This window comes from Enterobacter cloacae complex sp. ECNIH7, assembly GCF_002208095.1.
Lineage (GTDB): Bacteria > Pseudomonadota > Gammaproteobacteria > Enterobacterales > Enterobacteriaceae > Enterobacter > Enterobacter cloacae_M.
This window is the reverse complement of sequence record NZ_CP017990.1, coordinates 3,945,175-3,959,041: the sequence shown is the minus strand read 5'-3', so window position 1 is coordinate 3,959,041 and position 13,867 is coordinate 3,945,175. Positions and strand designations below refer to the sequence as shown.

At 61.7% G+C, this 13,867-nt stretch carries 15 protein-coding genes; 9 read left to right on the top strand and 6 right to left on the bottom strand.

Features of this window, described 5'->3' with window-relative positions:
* Positions 1-124: 124 nt before the first annotated feature.
* The 6 genes from flhA to hypA form a co-directional block, all read right to left on the bottom strand.
* Positions 125-2,197 (bottom strand): formate hydrogenlyase transcriptional activator FlhA, encoded by a 2,073-nt coding sequence (gene flhA / locus WM95_RS19570; protein WP_088544964.1) that lies wholly within the window; start codon positions 2,195-2,197, stop codon positions 125-127.
* 64 nt (positions 2,198-2,261) lie between these two features.
* Positions 2,262-3,272, bottom strand: coding sequence for a hydrogenase expression/formation protein HypE (gene hypE / locus WM95_RS19565; protein WP_063408799.1), 1,011 nt, complete (start codon positions 3,270-3,272; stop codon positions 2,262-2,264).
* A complete protein-coding gene (gene hypD, locus WM95_RS19560) occupies positions 3,269-4,390 on the bottom strand; it encodes a hydrogenase formation protein HypD (protein ID WP_063408798.1) in 1,122 nt (373 codons plus the stop codon). Before hypD ends, hypE begins: the two co-directional genes overlap by 4 nt.
* A 2-nt stretch (positions 4,391-4,392) precedes the next feature.
* Entirely contained in the window at positions 4,393-4,665 is a 273-nt protein-coding gene (locus WM95_RS19555; protein WP_023308975.1) for a HypC/HybG/HupF family hydrogenase formation chaperone, read from the bottom strand.
* Positions 4,656-5,519 (bottom strand): hydrogenase nickel incorporation protein HypB, encoded by an 864-nt coding sequence (gene hypB, locus WM95_RS19550; protein WP_063408797.1) that lies wholly within the window; start codon positions 5,517-5,519, stop codon positions 4,656-4,658. The genes WM95_RS19555 and hypB overlap by 10 nt, the downstream gene beginning before the upstream one ends.
* Before the next feature lie 3 nt (positions 5,520-5,522).
* Positions 5,523-5,873, bottom strand: coding sequence for a hydrogenase maturation nickel metallochaperone HypA (gene hypA / locus WM95_RS19545; RefSeq protein ID WP_088544963.1), 351 nt, complete (start codon positions 5,871-5,873; stop codon positions 5,523-5,525).
* Positions 5,874-6,084: 211 nt separating this feature from the next.
* Between hypA and hycA the strand changes: the two genes are divergently transcribed.
* The 9 genes from hycA (at position 6,085) to hycI (ending at position 13,863) form a co-directional block, all read left to right on the top strand.
* Positions 6,085-6,549, top strand: a complete 465-nt coding sequence (hycA, locus tag WM95_RS19540; RefSeq protein WP_045404197.1) for a formate hydrogenlyase regulator HycA — start codon at positions 6,085-6,087, stop codon at positions 6,547-6,549.
* Positions 6,550-6,619: 70 nt separating this feature from the next.
* Positions 6,620-7,228 carry a 4Fe-4S dicluster domain-containing protein gene (locus tag WM95_RS19535; protein WP_023308971.1) on the top strand — a complete coding sequence of 203 codons (609 nt, stop codon included), beginning with the start codon at positions 6,620-6,622 and terminating at the stop codon, positions 7,226-7,228.
* The gene (gene hycC, locus WM95_RS19530) at positions 7,225-9,039 is read left to right on the top strand and encodes a formate hydrogenlyase subunit 3 (RefSeq protein WP_063408795.1); all 1,815 of its coding nucleotides are present in this window, start codon (positions 7,225-7,227) and stop codon (positions 9,037-9,039) included. The genes WM95_RS19535 and hycC overlap by 4 nt, the downstream gene beginning before the upstream one ends.
* 1 nt (position 9,040) lies before the next feature.
* A complete protein-coding gene (locus WM95_RS19525) occupies positions 9,041-9,964 on the top strand; it encodes a respiratory chain complex I subunit 1 family protein (RefSeq protein ID WP_023308969.1) in 924 nt (307 codons plus the stop codon).
* A gap of 15 nt (positions 9,965-9,979) precedes the next feature.
* Positions 9,980-11,689 carry a formate hydrogenlyase subunit HycE gene (hycE, locus tag WM95_RS19520; RefSeq protein WP_023308968.1) on the top strand — a complete coding sequence of 570 codons (1,710 nt, stop codon included), beginning with the start codon at positions 9,980-9,982 and terminating at the stop codon, positions 11,687-11,689.
* Between the two features lie 9 nt (positions 11,690-11,698).
* The gene (locus WM95_RS19515; RefSeq protein WP_023308967.1) at positions 11,699-12,241 is read left to right on the top strand and encodes a formate hydrogenlyase complex iron-sulfur subunit; all 543 of its coding nucleotides are present in this window, start codon (positions 11,699-11,701) and stop codon (positions 12,239-12,241) included.
* Entirely contained in the window at positions 12,241-13,008 is a 768-nt protein-coding gene (locus WM95_RS19510; protein WP_033146382.1) for an NADH-quinone oxidoreductase subunit B family protein, read from the top strand. The genes WM95_RS19515 and WM95_RS19510 overlap by 1 nt, the downstream gene beginning before the upstream one ends.
* Positions 13,005-13,415 carry a formate hydrogenlyase maturation HycH family protein gene (locus WM95_RS19505; RefSeq protein ID WP_023294422.1) on the top strand — a complete coding sequence of 137 codons (411 nt, stop codon included), beginning with the start codon at positions 13,005-13,007 and terminating at the stop codon, positions 13,413-13,415. Before WM95_RS19510 ends, WM95_RS19505 begins: the two co-directional genes overlap by 4 nt.
* Positions 13,408-13,863: a hydrogenase maturation peptidase HycI gene (gene hycI / locus WM95_RS19500; protein WP_063408794.1), complete on the top strand. Its 456-nt coding sequence runs from the start codon at positions 13,408-13,410 to the stop codon at positions 13,861-13,863. Before WM95_RS19505 ends, hycI begins: the two co-directional genes overlap by 8 nt.
* The last annotated feature ends 4 nt before the right edge of the window (positions 13,864-13,867 follow it).

Sequence of the window (13,867 nt, the reverse complement as noted above, 5' to 3'; positions counted from 1 at the left end):
TGATGCAAATGAAACTCATTATTAAGGCGGAATTTTATACAGAGGAAACGATTTTGTGTCAATGAGGGACAATTGCGCAGGGTAACGAAAGGCGGTGCCAGAAAAACACCGCCGGATTGGGGGATTAAACCAGGCTCTCTTTATCAATCCCGAGACGCTTCATGCGTGACAGCAGGGTGGTGCGTTTTAACCCCAGACGCTGGGCGGCACCTTTTGGCCCGGCGACCACGCCGTTGGTCTCTTTCAGCACGCGCATAATGAGCTGATATTCATCTTCTCCCTCTTTCGCTGTCTCGGCGGCGGGCGCGGTTACGTCAGGAAGCGTAACTTCAGGCAGGGAGAGTTGCAGCACGTTTCCGCGCGTCAGCAGCACCGCGCGTTCGATGACGTTTTCCAGCTCGCGCACGTTGCCGGGCCATTCCATCGATGAAAGGGTACGCAACGTCTCGGCAGGAATACTGTCGATGTTTCGCCCCATACGGCGCGCGATCTTCGCGGTAAAGGCTTTAACCAGCAGGGGGATATCTTCCGGGCGCTCGCGCAGCGGCGGCAGGAAGATCGGGAAGACGTTCAGGCGATAGTAAAGGTCGCTGCGGAACTCGCGGTCGGCGACCATTTTTTTCAGGTCCCGGTTGGTGGCCGCAATCAGCCGCACGTCGGTCTGGATAAGCTTGTTGCTGCCAAGGCGCTCAAACTCCTGCTCCTGCAGGACGCGCAGCAGTTTCGGCTGTAGCTCCAGCGGCATATCGCCCACTTCGTCGAGGAACAGCGAGCTTTTGTCCGCCAGCTCAAAACGGCCCAGCCGCTGGCTGCTGGCTCCGGTGAATGCACCGCGCTCGTGGCCGAACAGATCGCTTTCCCGCAGTCCCGCAGGCATCGCGGCGCAGTTCATCTTCACCATCCGGCGGCTGTTGCGGTTGCTCAGGTTATGGATAGCGCGGGCAATCAGCTCTTTACCCGTACCGGTTTCGCCGAGGATCAGCACCGTGCTGTCGCTCTGCGCCACCATCTCAACCTGCTTAAGCACGCTGTACATGGCGTCGCTGCGCCCGATGATTTCACCAAACTCGCTGTCCACGTTGTTGAGCTGTTCGGTCAGGGCCAGGTTCTCATCCACCAGCCGCTCTTTCAGGCGATGAATTTCCTGATAGGCGAGGGCGTTATCGAGCGCGATGGAAATACGCTCGGCAATCTGGCGCAGCAGCTTCAGGTTGGCGGTGGTAAACACGCCTTCCTCGCACTGCGCCAGCTTTAGCACGCCCAGCATGGTGTTGCCGGACATCAGCGGCAGCAGGCACAGGGTCTGAATTTTATTGCCCCAGGTGTTAAACAGCATCCGCTCGTACGGCGCGACCGGGTCCTGCTCGTTCAGGTTGAGCAGGAGGATCTCTTTGCTTTTGAAGACCCGCTCGGAAAGGGTGCCCGCTTCGTCTACCTCGCTCTGCTCGTGCGCCGGGTTGGCTTCATCGAGATAGTGCGTGGAGTAGATGTTCAGCTTGCCCTTGCGATGGCCGCGCAGCGCAATGCTGATGGCGTCTATTTTGAAATAGTGGTGGATCTCTTTCGAAACTTCGCTGACCAGCTCGTCCATGTCCAGGCGGGAGAGCACGGCGTTGGTGATGGCGACCAGAATGCGGAAGTTGTCGCGCTCGCGGCTCAGCAGGTCGTAATCGACGTTATTGGTGACGCGGCTTTGGATCTGCTCCGCGACGACGGCTACAATCTGGGTAAAGGTGTGCAGGCGCTCGTATTCCGCCTCGCTCCAGGGCTGGTCGGTCGTGCGGATAAACTCGCAGCCGCCAAAAATCTGGCCCTCAGCCGCCAGCGGCAGCATGCAGTAATGCCCGAAAGGCTGATAGAGGTCGCTCTCCGCCAGCTTCGGCCACGCCTGGCGGAACTCCGCAAAGTTGCAGTGCAGCACTTCAGGCCGGGAGAGTATGCGGCGCACCGGGCCATGCGCCAGATACGTTTCGTCTTCGTATTCAAACGTTTTGCCATTATCACGCGTCGAGTAGTAGCTCGCGCGCTGCGTTCCGCTATGCCAGAGCACAATCGCGGCGCTGTCCGCCAGCGCCGATTGCCTGACCAGCCGCGTCAGGGCATCGCTCAGCGCACCGAGATCGGGCTGCTGTAAAAGTGTGCGCGTGATGTCAAACAGGCCCTGCTGTCCAAGATCGCTCATCGGTGTATACGGCATATTGCTTTCCAATAGAAACTGGCAAAAAAAGAGACATTCAGTGCTGACCGCTTTTGGCGCGGTTCTAGCAAATACGGGGTAAGGGTTCCGCGTGCGGCAGGTCAAGCGTCCGCTTCACGCCATAAAGTCCGGTCAGGCGCACCCCTTTGCGCTCAACCACTTCACCAATCATCGCCGCCTCTTTTCCTGAGGGATGAGCCCGCAGCTGTTCAAGAACGGCTTCCGCGGCCGAGCGTTCAACGCCAATCACCAGTTTGCCTTCGTTGGCAAAGTTGAGCGGGTCAAGGCCCAGCAGTTCGCAAAGCCCGCGAACGGCAGGCTTAACGGGCAGGCTGCGCTCGGTGAGTTCAATCCCGTACCCGCAGCTTGCCGCAAATTCGTGTGCCACGGCATTCACGCCGCCTCGCGTGGCGTCCCGCAGGGCTTTCACGCCGGGAATACCCCGCAGCGTCTGGATCAGCGGGGTGAGCACCGCGCAGTCACTGCGCAGTTCCCCGTCCAGCCCCAGACCTTCGCGCAGGTTAAGGATGGTCGCCCCGTGGCAGCCCAGCGTTCCGGTCACGATCAGCACGTCGCCCACGCTAAGCCGCTGCGCCGCCCAGTGAATATCGGCGGGGATCGCGCCCATGCCGGCGGTGTTGATAAATAGCTTGTCGGCCGCGCCGCGCTGCACCACTTTGGTATCGCCGGTGACGATAGCTATCCCAGCCTCGCGTGCGGTCTGCGCCATGCTGTTGACCACTGTCGTGAGCGTCTCCATCGGTAATCCCTCTTCGAGGATAAACCCGCAGGAGAGGTAGCGCGGAACGGCACCGCTGACCGCCACGTCGTTGGCCGTGCCGCAGACGGCGAGCTTGCCGATATCGCCGCCGGGGAAGAACAGCGGGTCAATCACGTAGCTGTCGGTGGAGAAGGCCAGCCTGTCGCCCTGCGCGGTGAGGGTGGCGAGGTCAATGCGCGCCTGGTCTTCCTGTTCGTCGAGCCAGGGGTTGTTGAAAGCTTCCATAAACAGCCGGTTAATCAGCTGCTGCATCGCCTGTCCGCCGCTGCCGTGCGCCATTTCAACCGTATTCATGCTTCACTCTCCTGGTTGCGATACTGATACCACGCGGCACACGCCCCTTCGGAGGAGACCATCAGCGCGCCAAACGCCGTTTGCGGGTTACAGGTATTGCCAAATAATGGGCATTGATGCGGTTTGCATTTACCGGTGAGCACGTCGCCGCAGCGGGCCCGGGGATCGTCGCAAACCTGCTGCGGCTGCGGGCGGAAATGCGCTTCGGCGTCGAACGCGCGATAGGCTGACGTCAGGCGCACGCCGGATTCGGCAATCAGCCCCAGACCACGCCACTCGCTGTCGCCCTCAACGCTGAACACGTCGGCGATCGCCTGCTGCGCCCGTTCATTTCCCTCATCCGGCACCACGCGGCGGTACTGATTTTCCACCGCGCTCAGGGCCGCTATTTTCTGCTCAACCAGCATGGTCACACCTTGCAGTAGATCAAGTGGTTCGAAACCAGCGACCACTAACGGACGATTGTACTGTTCAGCGATAAAACCGTAGGCGTCTGTGCCAATCACCATGCTGACGTGCCCCGGTGCCAGAAAGGCGTCAATGCCGTTTCCCGGCTCTTCCAGCAGGCTGCGCAGCGTGGGGATGAGCGTAATGTGCTGGCAGAAGAAGAAAAAATTCCCGACGCCGCGCGCTTTCGCCTGCTGCAGCGTGATGGCGGTGGCGGGCATGGTGGTTTCAAATCCCAGGCCAAAAAACACCACCCTGCGCGCGGGGTTGTCCTCCGCCAGCGTCAGGGCATCCATCGGCGAATAGACGATCCGGATGTCGGCCCCGCGCGCTTTCGCCTGCAGCAGCGAGCCGTTTTTCCCCGGCACGCGCATCGCGTCGCCAAAGGTGCAGAAAATGACGTCGGGCTGGCTGGCAATTTCGATGCAGCTGTCGATGCGCCCCATCGGCAGCACGCACACCGGGCAGCCGGGGCCGTGGATAAACTCGATGTTCTCCGGCAGCAGCTGGTCGAGGCCAAATTTGAAGATGGCGTGCGTGTGTCCGCCGCACACCTCCATGATCCGCAACGGGTTTTCCGCCGTGTATTCCAGCAGCGCCGCGCGCGTTTTCAGGTGCCCGATAAGCTGCAGCACCTGCTCCGGCGCGCGGTATTCATCAACGTAACGCATGGCTAACGCTCCTCGCCGTACAGCAGCGCGCCCACGTCAGGCTCCACGTCGAACATGTTTTGCAATGCATCCAGCGTGTCGCGGGCTTCCGCTTCGTTAATCACGCTCATGGCAAACCCTACGTGGACGAGCACCCACTGGCCGAGACGCGATGCGCCCGTTTCATCGCTGCTGCCCACCAGCGTCAGGTCCACGTCGCGCAGGATGCCGCAGACCTCCACTTTGGCCTGGTTCCCGTCAATGGAATGGATTTGTCCCGGTACGCCTATGCACATCGTTCACTCTCCAGCCAGTTCAGCCAGGCGTCCATGCCGTCACCGCGCGTGGCGGAGACCAGCAGGATCTCAATCTCCGGGTTCACTTCCCGGGCGCAGGACAGGCACTTGTCCACGTCGAAGTTCAGGTACGGAAGCAGGTCAACTTTGTTCAGCAGCATGATAGACGCGGCGGCAAACATATGCGGGTATTTCAGCGGTTTGTCTTCGCCTTCGGTCACCGAAAGCACCGCCACCTTGTGGCGTTCGCCCAGATCGAAGCTCGCCGGGCAGACCAGGTTGCCGACGTTTTCAATAAACAGAATGCCGTTATCCGCCAGCGGAAGACGCGGGGCGGCGTCGGCAATCATCTGCGCATCCAGGTGGCAGCCTTTGCCAGTATTGACCTGAATCGCCGGGGTGCCGGTTTCGCGAATGCGCGCCGCGTCGTTAACGGTTTGCTGGTCGCCTTCAATCACCGCGCAGGAGACGCGCCCGTTCAGGCGTTTGAGCGTTTCCGTTAACAGCGTGGTTTTGCCGGAGCCGGGGCTGGAGACCAGGTTCAGCACCAGCTGTTTGCGGGCGGCAAAGCGCGCGCGGTTGCGGGCGGCGATCTGGTTATTTTTGTCCAGCACGTTGATTTCCACCTCCAGCATCTGGCGCTGGCTGATGCCCGGCGCGTGGGTACCCGCTTCGCCGTGGCCGTAGTGTAGATCGCCCGCAGCGGAGCGTTGCGGGGCGAAGGTGATACCGGTCAGCGCCGCAGCAGGCCGCGGAGCAGGCGAAAAGGGCGCGGAGCGAAACGCGGAATGGGGACGCTGTTCATCCCCTTCTATATACAGGTTGCCTTCGGCGCAACCGCAGGTGCTACACATACTTTACTCCTTCTCGATTTCGAGGCGTGGGATCTGCATGCCGTCGTCCGCCACGATGCGAAGACCGGTGCTCTGACACTGCGGACAGCGCTGAACCTTTGATGACAGCAGGGTGACGTACTGCTGGCACTGCTCGCACCAGCACTCCGCCTGCTGCTCTTCGATATGGAGCTCGCAGCCTTCCGCCAGCGTGCCGCGACACACCAGTTCAAAACAGAAATTCAGGGCGCTGGGCTCAACGCAGGAAAACGCCCCGACTTTCAGCCAGACGCCGGTGACGCGCTTCGCGTGGTTTTGCACTGCCTGCTGTTCGATAAGTTCCAGAGCCCGCTGGCAGAGGGTGATTTCGTGCATGACGCCTCCTCAATGAATTGCGCCATTGAATGCAATAACGGTGCCAGCTTGATTTTTGTTAAGGCGTGACGATGTCAACGCTGTCGAAATGACACGTCGACACCGCGGCGTTGACAGCGGTTTTGTAATTAAATCTATTTAAAATCAGAAAGATAAAAACTGGCATGGAATCTGCTTAACAGCCGCTATCTCCATTAACCGGATACCTTCTATGACTATTTGGGAAATCAGCGAAAAAGCGGATTACATCGCGCAGCGTCATCAGCAGCTGCAGGACCAGTGGCACCTCTACTGCAACTCTCTGGTTCAGGGCATAACCCTCTCGAAAGCGCGTCTTCACCACGCGATGAGCTGCGCGGCGCAGGGCGACATGCGCTTCGTCCTGTTCGGCCATTTCATCATCAACGTTACCCTGGCGGATAACTTCAACAGCCACACCATTGAGTACCACCTCGAGACAAAAGACGGCGAAAAACAGTGTATTGCGAAGGCGCAGCTGATGGCCGACGGCATGGTGGACGGCCACGTCAGCAACCGCGATCGCCAGCAGGTGCTGGAGCACTATCTGGAAAAAATCGCGCCGGTCTATAACGGCCTGTACGCCGCCGTTGAACACGATCTCCCGGTCAACCTGAAGCAGCTGATGGATGGAAATACCTCAGCGAACGTGGCCTGACTCCTGCGTGTCGAGAAGTGTCGACAAGACAGTTTTTCGTCAAAAATGACTATCACCAGAGGATAACCCGGTGAACCGTTTTGTAATTGCTGACTCGACGGTCTGTATTGGCTGTCGAACCTGTGAGGCGGCGTGTTCGGAAACGCATCGCCTGCATGGGCTGCAGTCCATGCCGCGCCTGCACGTCATGCGTAATGAAAAAGAGTCTGCCCCGCAGCTCTGCCATCACTGTGAAGACGCCCCCTGCGCGGGCGTCTGCCCTGTGAATGCCATCACCCGCGTTGATGGCGCTGTCCAGCTGAACGAAAGCCTGTGCGTAAGCTGCAAGCTGTGCGGCATTGCCTGCCCGTTCGGCGCGATTGAATTTTCCGGCAGCCGTCCGCTGCATATTCCGGCGAACGCCAACTCGCCAAAAGCCCCGCCCGCGCCACCGGCTCCGGCACGCGTAAGCACGCTGCTGGACTGGGTGCCCGGCATTCGTGCCGTTGCGGTGAAATGCGACCTGTGCAGCTTCGATGAGCAGGGGCCGGCCTGCGTGCGCACCTGCCCGACTAAGGCGTTGATTCTGGTTAACATTCGCGACATCGCCCGTACCAGCAAGCGTAAACGCGAGCTGACCATCAACAGTGATTTTGGCGATCTTTCTCTGCTACAGGCGCTTAACGAGGGGGCGAAATGAACGCGGCGATGATGATTACCAGCGCGGTAGCCTGTTTTGCTGGCGCCGCTGTTCTGGCGCTGATCTTCTCATTCCATAAAACCCTGAGCGGCGCGATCGCCGGGCTCGGCGGGGCGGTGGCTAGCCTGATGACGCTGGCAGCAGGCGGCGTTGTCCTGCTCGGCGGCCAGTCCGCTGAGACCGTGATGCCGCTGATTCGCCACACCGTTGAGATCGCGCCCCTGAACGCCATCTGGCTGGTGACGTTTGGCCTGTGCGGACTGTTTATCAGCCTGTTCAATATCGACTGGCACCGCCATCCGCACGCCAGGGCTAACGGCCTGCTGGTTAACCTGCTGATGGCGACGGCGGTCTGCACCGTTATCGCCAGCAACCTGGGCGCGCTGGTGGTGATGGCGGAAATCATGGCGCTGTGCGGCGTGTTCCTGACGGGCTGCAGCGCCTCCGGCAAGCTGTGGTTTGCGCTGGGACGCCTCGGAACGCTGCTGCTGGCGCTGGCCTGCTGGCTGGTGTGGCAACGCTTCGGCACGCTGGACTTCGCTGGGCTCAACAGGCATCCGCTGGGGAACGACGTCTGGCTGCTGGGCACGCTCGGCTTTGGCCTGCTCGCTGGCATCATCCCGCTACACGGCTGGGTGCCACAGGCGCATGCGAATGCCTCCGCGCCCGCCGCCGCGCTGTTTTCTGTGGTGGTGATGAAAGTGGGTCTGTTCGGGATTCTGGCGATTACGCTGACCGGCGGACAACCGCCGCTGTGGTGGGGCGTCGTGCTGCTGATTGCGGGCATGATCACCGCGTTCGTCGGCGGCCTTTACGCGCTGATGGAGCACAACATCCAGCGCCTGCTGGCGTACCACACGCTGGAAAACATCGGCATCATCCTGCTCGGCATTGGCGCGGGCGTGACCGGGCTGGCGCTCCATCATCCGGCGCTGATTGCCGCCGGGTTTATCGGCGGTCTTTATCACCTCGTCAACCACAGCCTGTTTAAAAGCACGCTGTTCCTCGGCGCGGGAAGCATCTGGTTCCGCACCGGCCATCGGGATATCGAAAAGCTGGGCGGGATTGGCAAAAAGATGCCCGTCATTTCGCTCGCCATGCTGGTGGGTCTGATGGCAATGGCCGCGCTGCCGCCGCTGAACGGCTTTGCCGGGGAGTGGGTGATCTACCAGTCCTTCTTCGCGCTCGGCCAGAGCGATGCATTTATTGCACGCCTGCTCGGCCCGCTGCTGGCGGTCGGTCTGGCGATAACCGGGGCGCTGGCGGTGATGTGTATGGCGAAAGTCTACGGCGTGACCTTCCTCGGCGCGCCGCGCACCCGCGAAGCGGAAAACGCCTGCTGCGCACCGTTGTTGATGGGCGTGAGCGTGGTCGCGCTGGCGCTGTGCTGCATCGCGGGCGGCGTCGCCGCGCCGTGGCTGCTGCCGCTGCTGGGCAACGCCATTCCGCTGCCGCTGACCGTGGCGAATTCCACCGTCTCTCAGCCCATGATCGCGCTGCTGCTGATTGGCGCACCGCTGCTGCCGCTCGTCCTGATGCTGTTCTTCAGGCGCGACCGGCTCGCCTCCCGCTCGCGCGGTGCGGCGTGGGCCTGCGGCTACGAACACGAACAGTCGATGGTCATCACCGCCCACGGTTTCGCCATGCCGGTGAAGGAGAACTTCGCCGCCGTGCTGAAGCTGCGCCACTGGCTGAACCCGGTGGGCTGGGTACCCGGCTGGCAGAGCGCCGCCGCGCCCGCGCTGTTCCGCCGTCTGGCGGTCATCGAGCTGGCGGTGCTGGTGGTCATTGTGATTTCACGAGGAGCCTGACATGAGTCTGTTACTGGCAATTCTTCAGGCGCTGGTGCTGTTCGCCGCTGCGCCGCTGCTTTCGGGCATCACGCGCGTGGCGCGCGCCCGGATGCACAACCGTCGCGGGCCCGGGGTGCTCCAGGAGTACCGCGATCTCTTTAAACTGCTCTCCCGTCAGAGCGTCGCGCCGGATGCCGCAGGCTGGGTCTTCCGCCTGACGCCGTTTGTGATGGTGGGTGTGATGCTGACCATCGCCACCGCGCTGCCGGTGGTGACGGTGGCGTCGCCGCTGCCCGTGCTTGGCGATCTGATCACGCTGATTTACCTCTTCGCCATCGCCCGCTTCTTCTTTGCGATTGCGGGCCTGGACACCGGGAGCCCGTTTACCGGCATCGGTGCCAGCCGCGAGGCGATGCTCGGCGTGCTGGTCGAGCCGATTCTGCTGCTGGGGCTGTGGGTCGCCGCGCAGGTCGCGGGTTCCACCCACATCAGCTTTATCACCCACACCGTTTACCACTGGCCGGTGTCCCGCTCGATCCCGCTGGTGCTGGCGCTGTGCGCCTGCGCGTTCGCCACGTTTATTGAGATGGGCAAACTGCCGTTCGATCTGGCGGAAGCCGAGCAGGAGCTGCAGGAAGGGCCGCTTACCGAGTACAGCGGCTACGGCTTCGCGGTGCTGAAGTGGGGCATCAGCCTCAAACAGCTGGTGGTGCTGCAGATGTTTGTCGGCGTCTTCTTCCCGTGGGGGCAGATGACGCACTTCTCCGCGGGCGGTCTGATGCTGGCCGTCGTGGTTGCCGCCTTCAAGCTGCTGGTCGGCGTGCTGGTGATTGCCCTGTTCGAAAACAGCATGGCGCGCCTGCGTTTTGTGGAAACGTCGCGCATCACCTGGGCCGGTTTTGGTTTTGCATTTTTAGCGTTCGTCTCCTTGCTGGTGGCGTGATTAAAGAGAGTATTTATGTCTGAAGAAAAGAAAGGTCAGCAGTATCTCGCCGCGTTGCATCAGGCTTTCCCCGGCGTGGTGCTGGAGGACTCCTGGCAAACCAAAGACCAGGTAACCGTCACCATTAAGGTGAACTATCTGCCGGAAGTGGTCGAGTTTCTGTACTACCAGCAGGGCGGCTGGCTGTCGGTGCTGTTCGGCAACGACGAGCGCCAGCTGTGCGGCAACTATGCGGTGTACTACGTGATGTCGATGGAGCAGGGCGAAAAGTGCTGGCTCACCGTGCGCGTCGAAGTCGACCCGGCTAAGCCGGAATATCCGTCCGTCACGCCGCGCGTGCCCGCCGCCGTCTGGGGCGAGCGCGAGGTGCGCGACATGTACGGCCTGGTGCCGGTCGGCCTGCCGGACGAGCGCCGCCTGGTGCTGCCGGACGACTGGCCGGACGAACTCTATCCGCTGCGCAAAGACAGCATGGACTACCGCCAGCGCCCGGCGCCGACCACTGACAGCGAAACCTACGAATTCATCAACGAGCTGGGCAGCAAGAAGAACAACGTGGTGCCGATCGGCCCGCTGCACGTCACCTCTGACGAACCGGGCCACTTCCGCCTGTTCGTCGACGGCGAGAACATCATCGACGCCGACTACCGCCTGTTCTACGTCCACCGCGGCATGGAAAAGCTGGCGGAAACCCGCATGGGCTACAACGAGGTGACGTTCCTCTCTGACCGCGTGTGCGGCATCTGCGGCTTCGCCCACAGCACCGCCTACACCACCTCGGTGGAGAACGGCATGGGGATCGTGGTGCCGGAGCGCGCGCAGATGATCCGCGCCATTCTGCTGGAGGTGGAGCGCCTGCACTCGCACCTGCTGAACCTCGGCCTGGCCTGCCACTTCGTCGGCTTTGACTCCGGGTTTATGCAGTTCTTCCGCGTGCGCGAGGCGTCAATGAAGATGGCGGAGATCCTCACCGGGGCGCGTAAAACCTACGGCCTGAACCTGATCGGCGGGATCCGCCGCGACCTGCTGAAGGACGACATGATCCAGACCCGCCAGCTGGCGCAGCAGATGCGCCGCGACGTGCAGGAGCTGGTGGACATGCTGCTCAGCACGCCAAACATCGAGCAGCGCACCGTCGGCATCGGCCGCCTTGACCCGGAAATTGCCCGCGACTTCAGCAACGTCGGCCCGATGGTGCGCGCCAGCGGCCACGCCCGCGACACGCGCGCCGATCACCCGTTCGTCGGCTACGGCCTGCTGCCGATGACCGTGCACAGCGAGCAGGGCTGCGACGTCATCTCGCGCCTCAAGGTGCGTATCAACGAGGTGTTCACCGCCCTGAACATGATCGACTTCGGCCTCGATAACCTTCCCGGCGGCCCGCTGATGGTGGAGGGCTTTACCTACATTCCGAACCGCTTTGCCCTCGGCTTTGCCGAAGCGCCGCGCGGGGACGATATCCACTGGAGCATGACCGGCGACAACCAGAAGCTCTACCGCTGGCGCTGCCGCGCGGCCACCTACGCCAACTGGCCAACCCTGCGCTATATGCTGCGCGGCAACACGGTTTCCGATGCGCCGCTGATCATCGGCAGCCTCGACCCGTGCTACTCGTGCACCGACCGCATGACCGTGGTGGACGTGCGCAAGAAGAAAAGCCAGGTGGTGCCGTATAAAGAGCTTGAGCGCTACAGCATCGAGCGTAAAAACTCGCCGCTGAAATAAGGACTCGCCATGTTTACCTTTATCAAAAAAGTAATCAAAACGGGCACGCAGACCAGCAGCTATCCGCTGGAGCCGATGCCGGTGGATAAAAACTTTCGCGGCAAGCCGGAGCACAACCCGCAGCAATGCATCGGCTGCGCGGCCTGCGTCAACGCCTGCCCGTCGAACGCCTTAACGGTCGAAACGGATCTCAAAACCGGCGAACTGGCCTGGCAGTTTAACCTCGGGCGCTGCATCTTCTGCGGCCGCTGCGAGGAGGTCTGCCCGACGGTCGCCATTCGCCTGTCGCAGGAGTACGAGCTGGCGGTGTGGAAGAAGGAGGACTTCCTCCAGCAGTCGCGCTTTGACCTGTGCAGCTGCCGCGTGTGCAGGCGCCCGTTCGCCGTGCAAAAAGAGATCGACTACGCCATCGCGCTGCTGCAGCACAACGGTGACGCCCGCGCGGAGCACCACCGCGAAAGCTTTGAAACCTGCCCGGAGTGCAAGCGTCAGAAGTGCCTGCTGCCGTCCGACCGTATTGATATTACCCGCCATATGAGAGAGGCCAGCTGATGGAAAACCTACTGGGCCCGCGAGACGCTAACGGCATTCCGGTGCCGATGACGGTGGAGGAGTCCATCGCCAGCATGAAGGCGTCGCTGCTGAAAAAAATCAAACGCTCGGCCTACGTCTACCGCGTGGACTGCGGCGGCTGCAACGGCTGCGAGATTGAGATCTTCGCTACGCTGTCGCCGCTGTTTGACGCCGAGCGCTTCGGCATCAAAGTGGTGCCGTCCCCGCGTCATGCGGACATTCTGCTGTTTACCGGGGCCGTCACCCGCGCCATGCGCTCGCCCGCTCTGCGCGCCTGGCAGTCCGCGCCGGATCCTAAAATCTGCATCTCCTACGGGGCCTGCGGCAACAGCGGCGGTATCTTCCACGACCTTTACTGCGTCTGGGGCGGCACCGACAAAATCGTGCCGGTGGACGTCTACATTCCGGGCTGCCCGCCAACGCCTGCCGCGACGCTGTACGGCTTCGCGATGGCGTTGGGCCTGCTGGAGCAGAAAATCCACGCCCGCGAGCCGGGCGAGCTGGACAACCGGCCTGCGGCCATCCTGCACCCGGACATGGTCCAGCCGCTGCGGGTGAAGATTGACCGCACGGCGCGCAGGCTGGCGGGCTATCGCTACGGGCGTCAGATTGCCGATGATTATCTGCGCCTGCTGAGCCAGGGCGACCATCAGGTGGCGCGCTGGCTGGAGGCGGAAAACGATCCACGTCTCAATGAGATCGTGGCGAACCTGAACAGCATCGTGGATGAGGCGCGTATCCGATGAGTGAAACGGTGGTGTTCAGCCAGCTGAGCCGTAAGTTTATTGATGAGAACGATGCCACGCCCGACGCGGCGCAGCAGGTGGTCTATTACAGCCTGGCGATTGGGCATCACCTCGGGGTGATTGACTGCCTGGAGGCGGCGCTGAGCTGCCCGTGGCCCGAGTACCTGGCATGGATCGCCACGCTGGAGGAGGGCAGTACGGCGCGGCGCAAGATGGAGGGCGTGCCGAAGTACGGCGAGATCGTCATCGACGCCAACCACATTGCGATGCTCGCCAACGCCTTTGACGCGGCGCTCGGCAGGCAAACCCCCGAGCAGCAGGCGTGGAGCAAAACGCTGCTCGGCATGCTGCACGATATTCATCAGGAGAGCGCCATCTACCTGATGGTGAGGAGATTACGTGACTGACGTTTTACTGTGTGTCGGCAACAGCATGATGGGCGACGACGGCGCGGGCCCGCTGCTGGCAGAGATGTGCGCCGCGAATCCGCAGGGCAGCTGGGTGGTGATTGACGGCGGCAGCGCGCCGGAAAACGACGTGGTCGCCATTCGCGAGCTCCATCCGGACAGGCTGTTGATTGTGGATGCCACCGATATGGGGCTGAACCCGGGCGAAATCCGCCTGATTGACCCGAACGACATCGCCGAGATGTTTATGATGACCACCCACAATATGCCGCTGAACTACCTGGTCGATCAGATTAAAGACGACGTGGGCGAGGTGCTCTTTTTGGGGATTCAGCCGGACATCGTTGGGTTTTATTACCCGATGACGCCGCCGGTGAAGGAGGCGGTGGAACGGGTCTATTCACGGCTTGCGGAGTGGGTTGGGGATGGAGGTTTTTCTCAGCTCTGAGCAG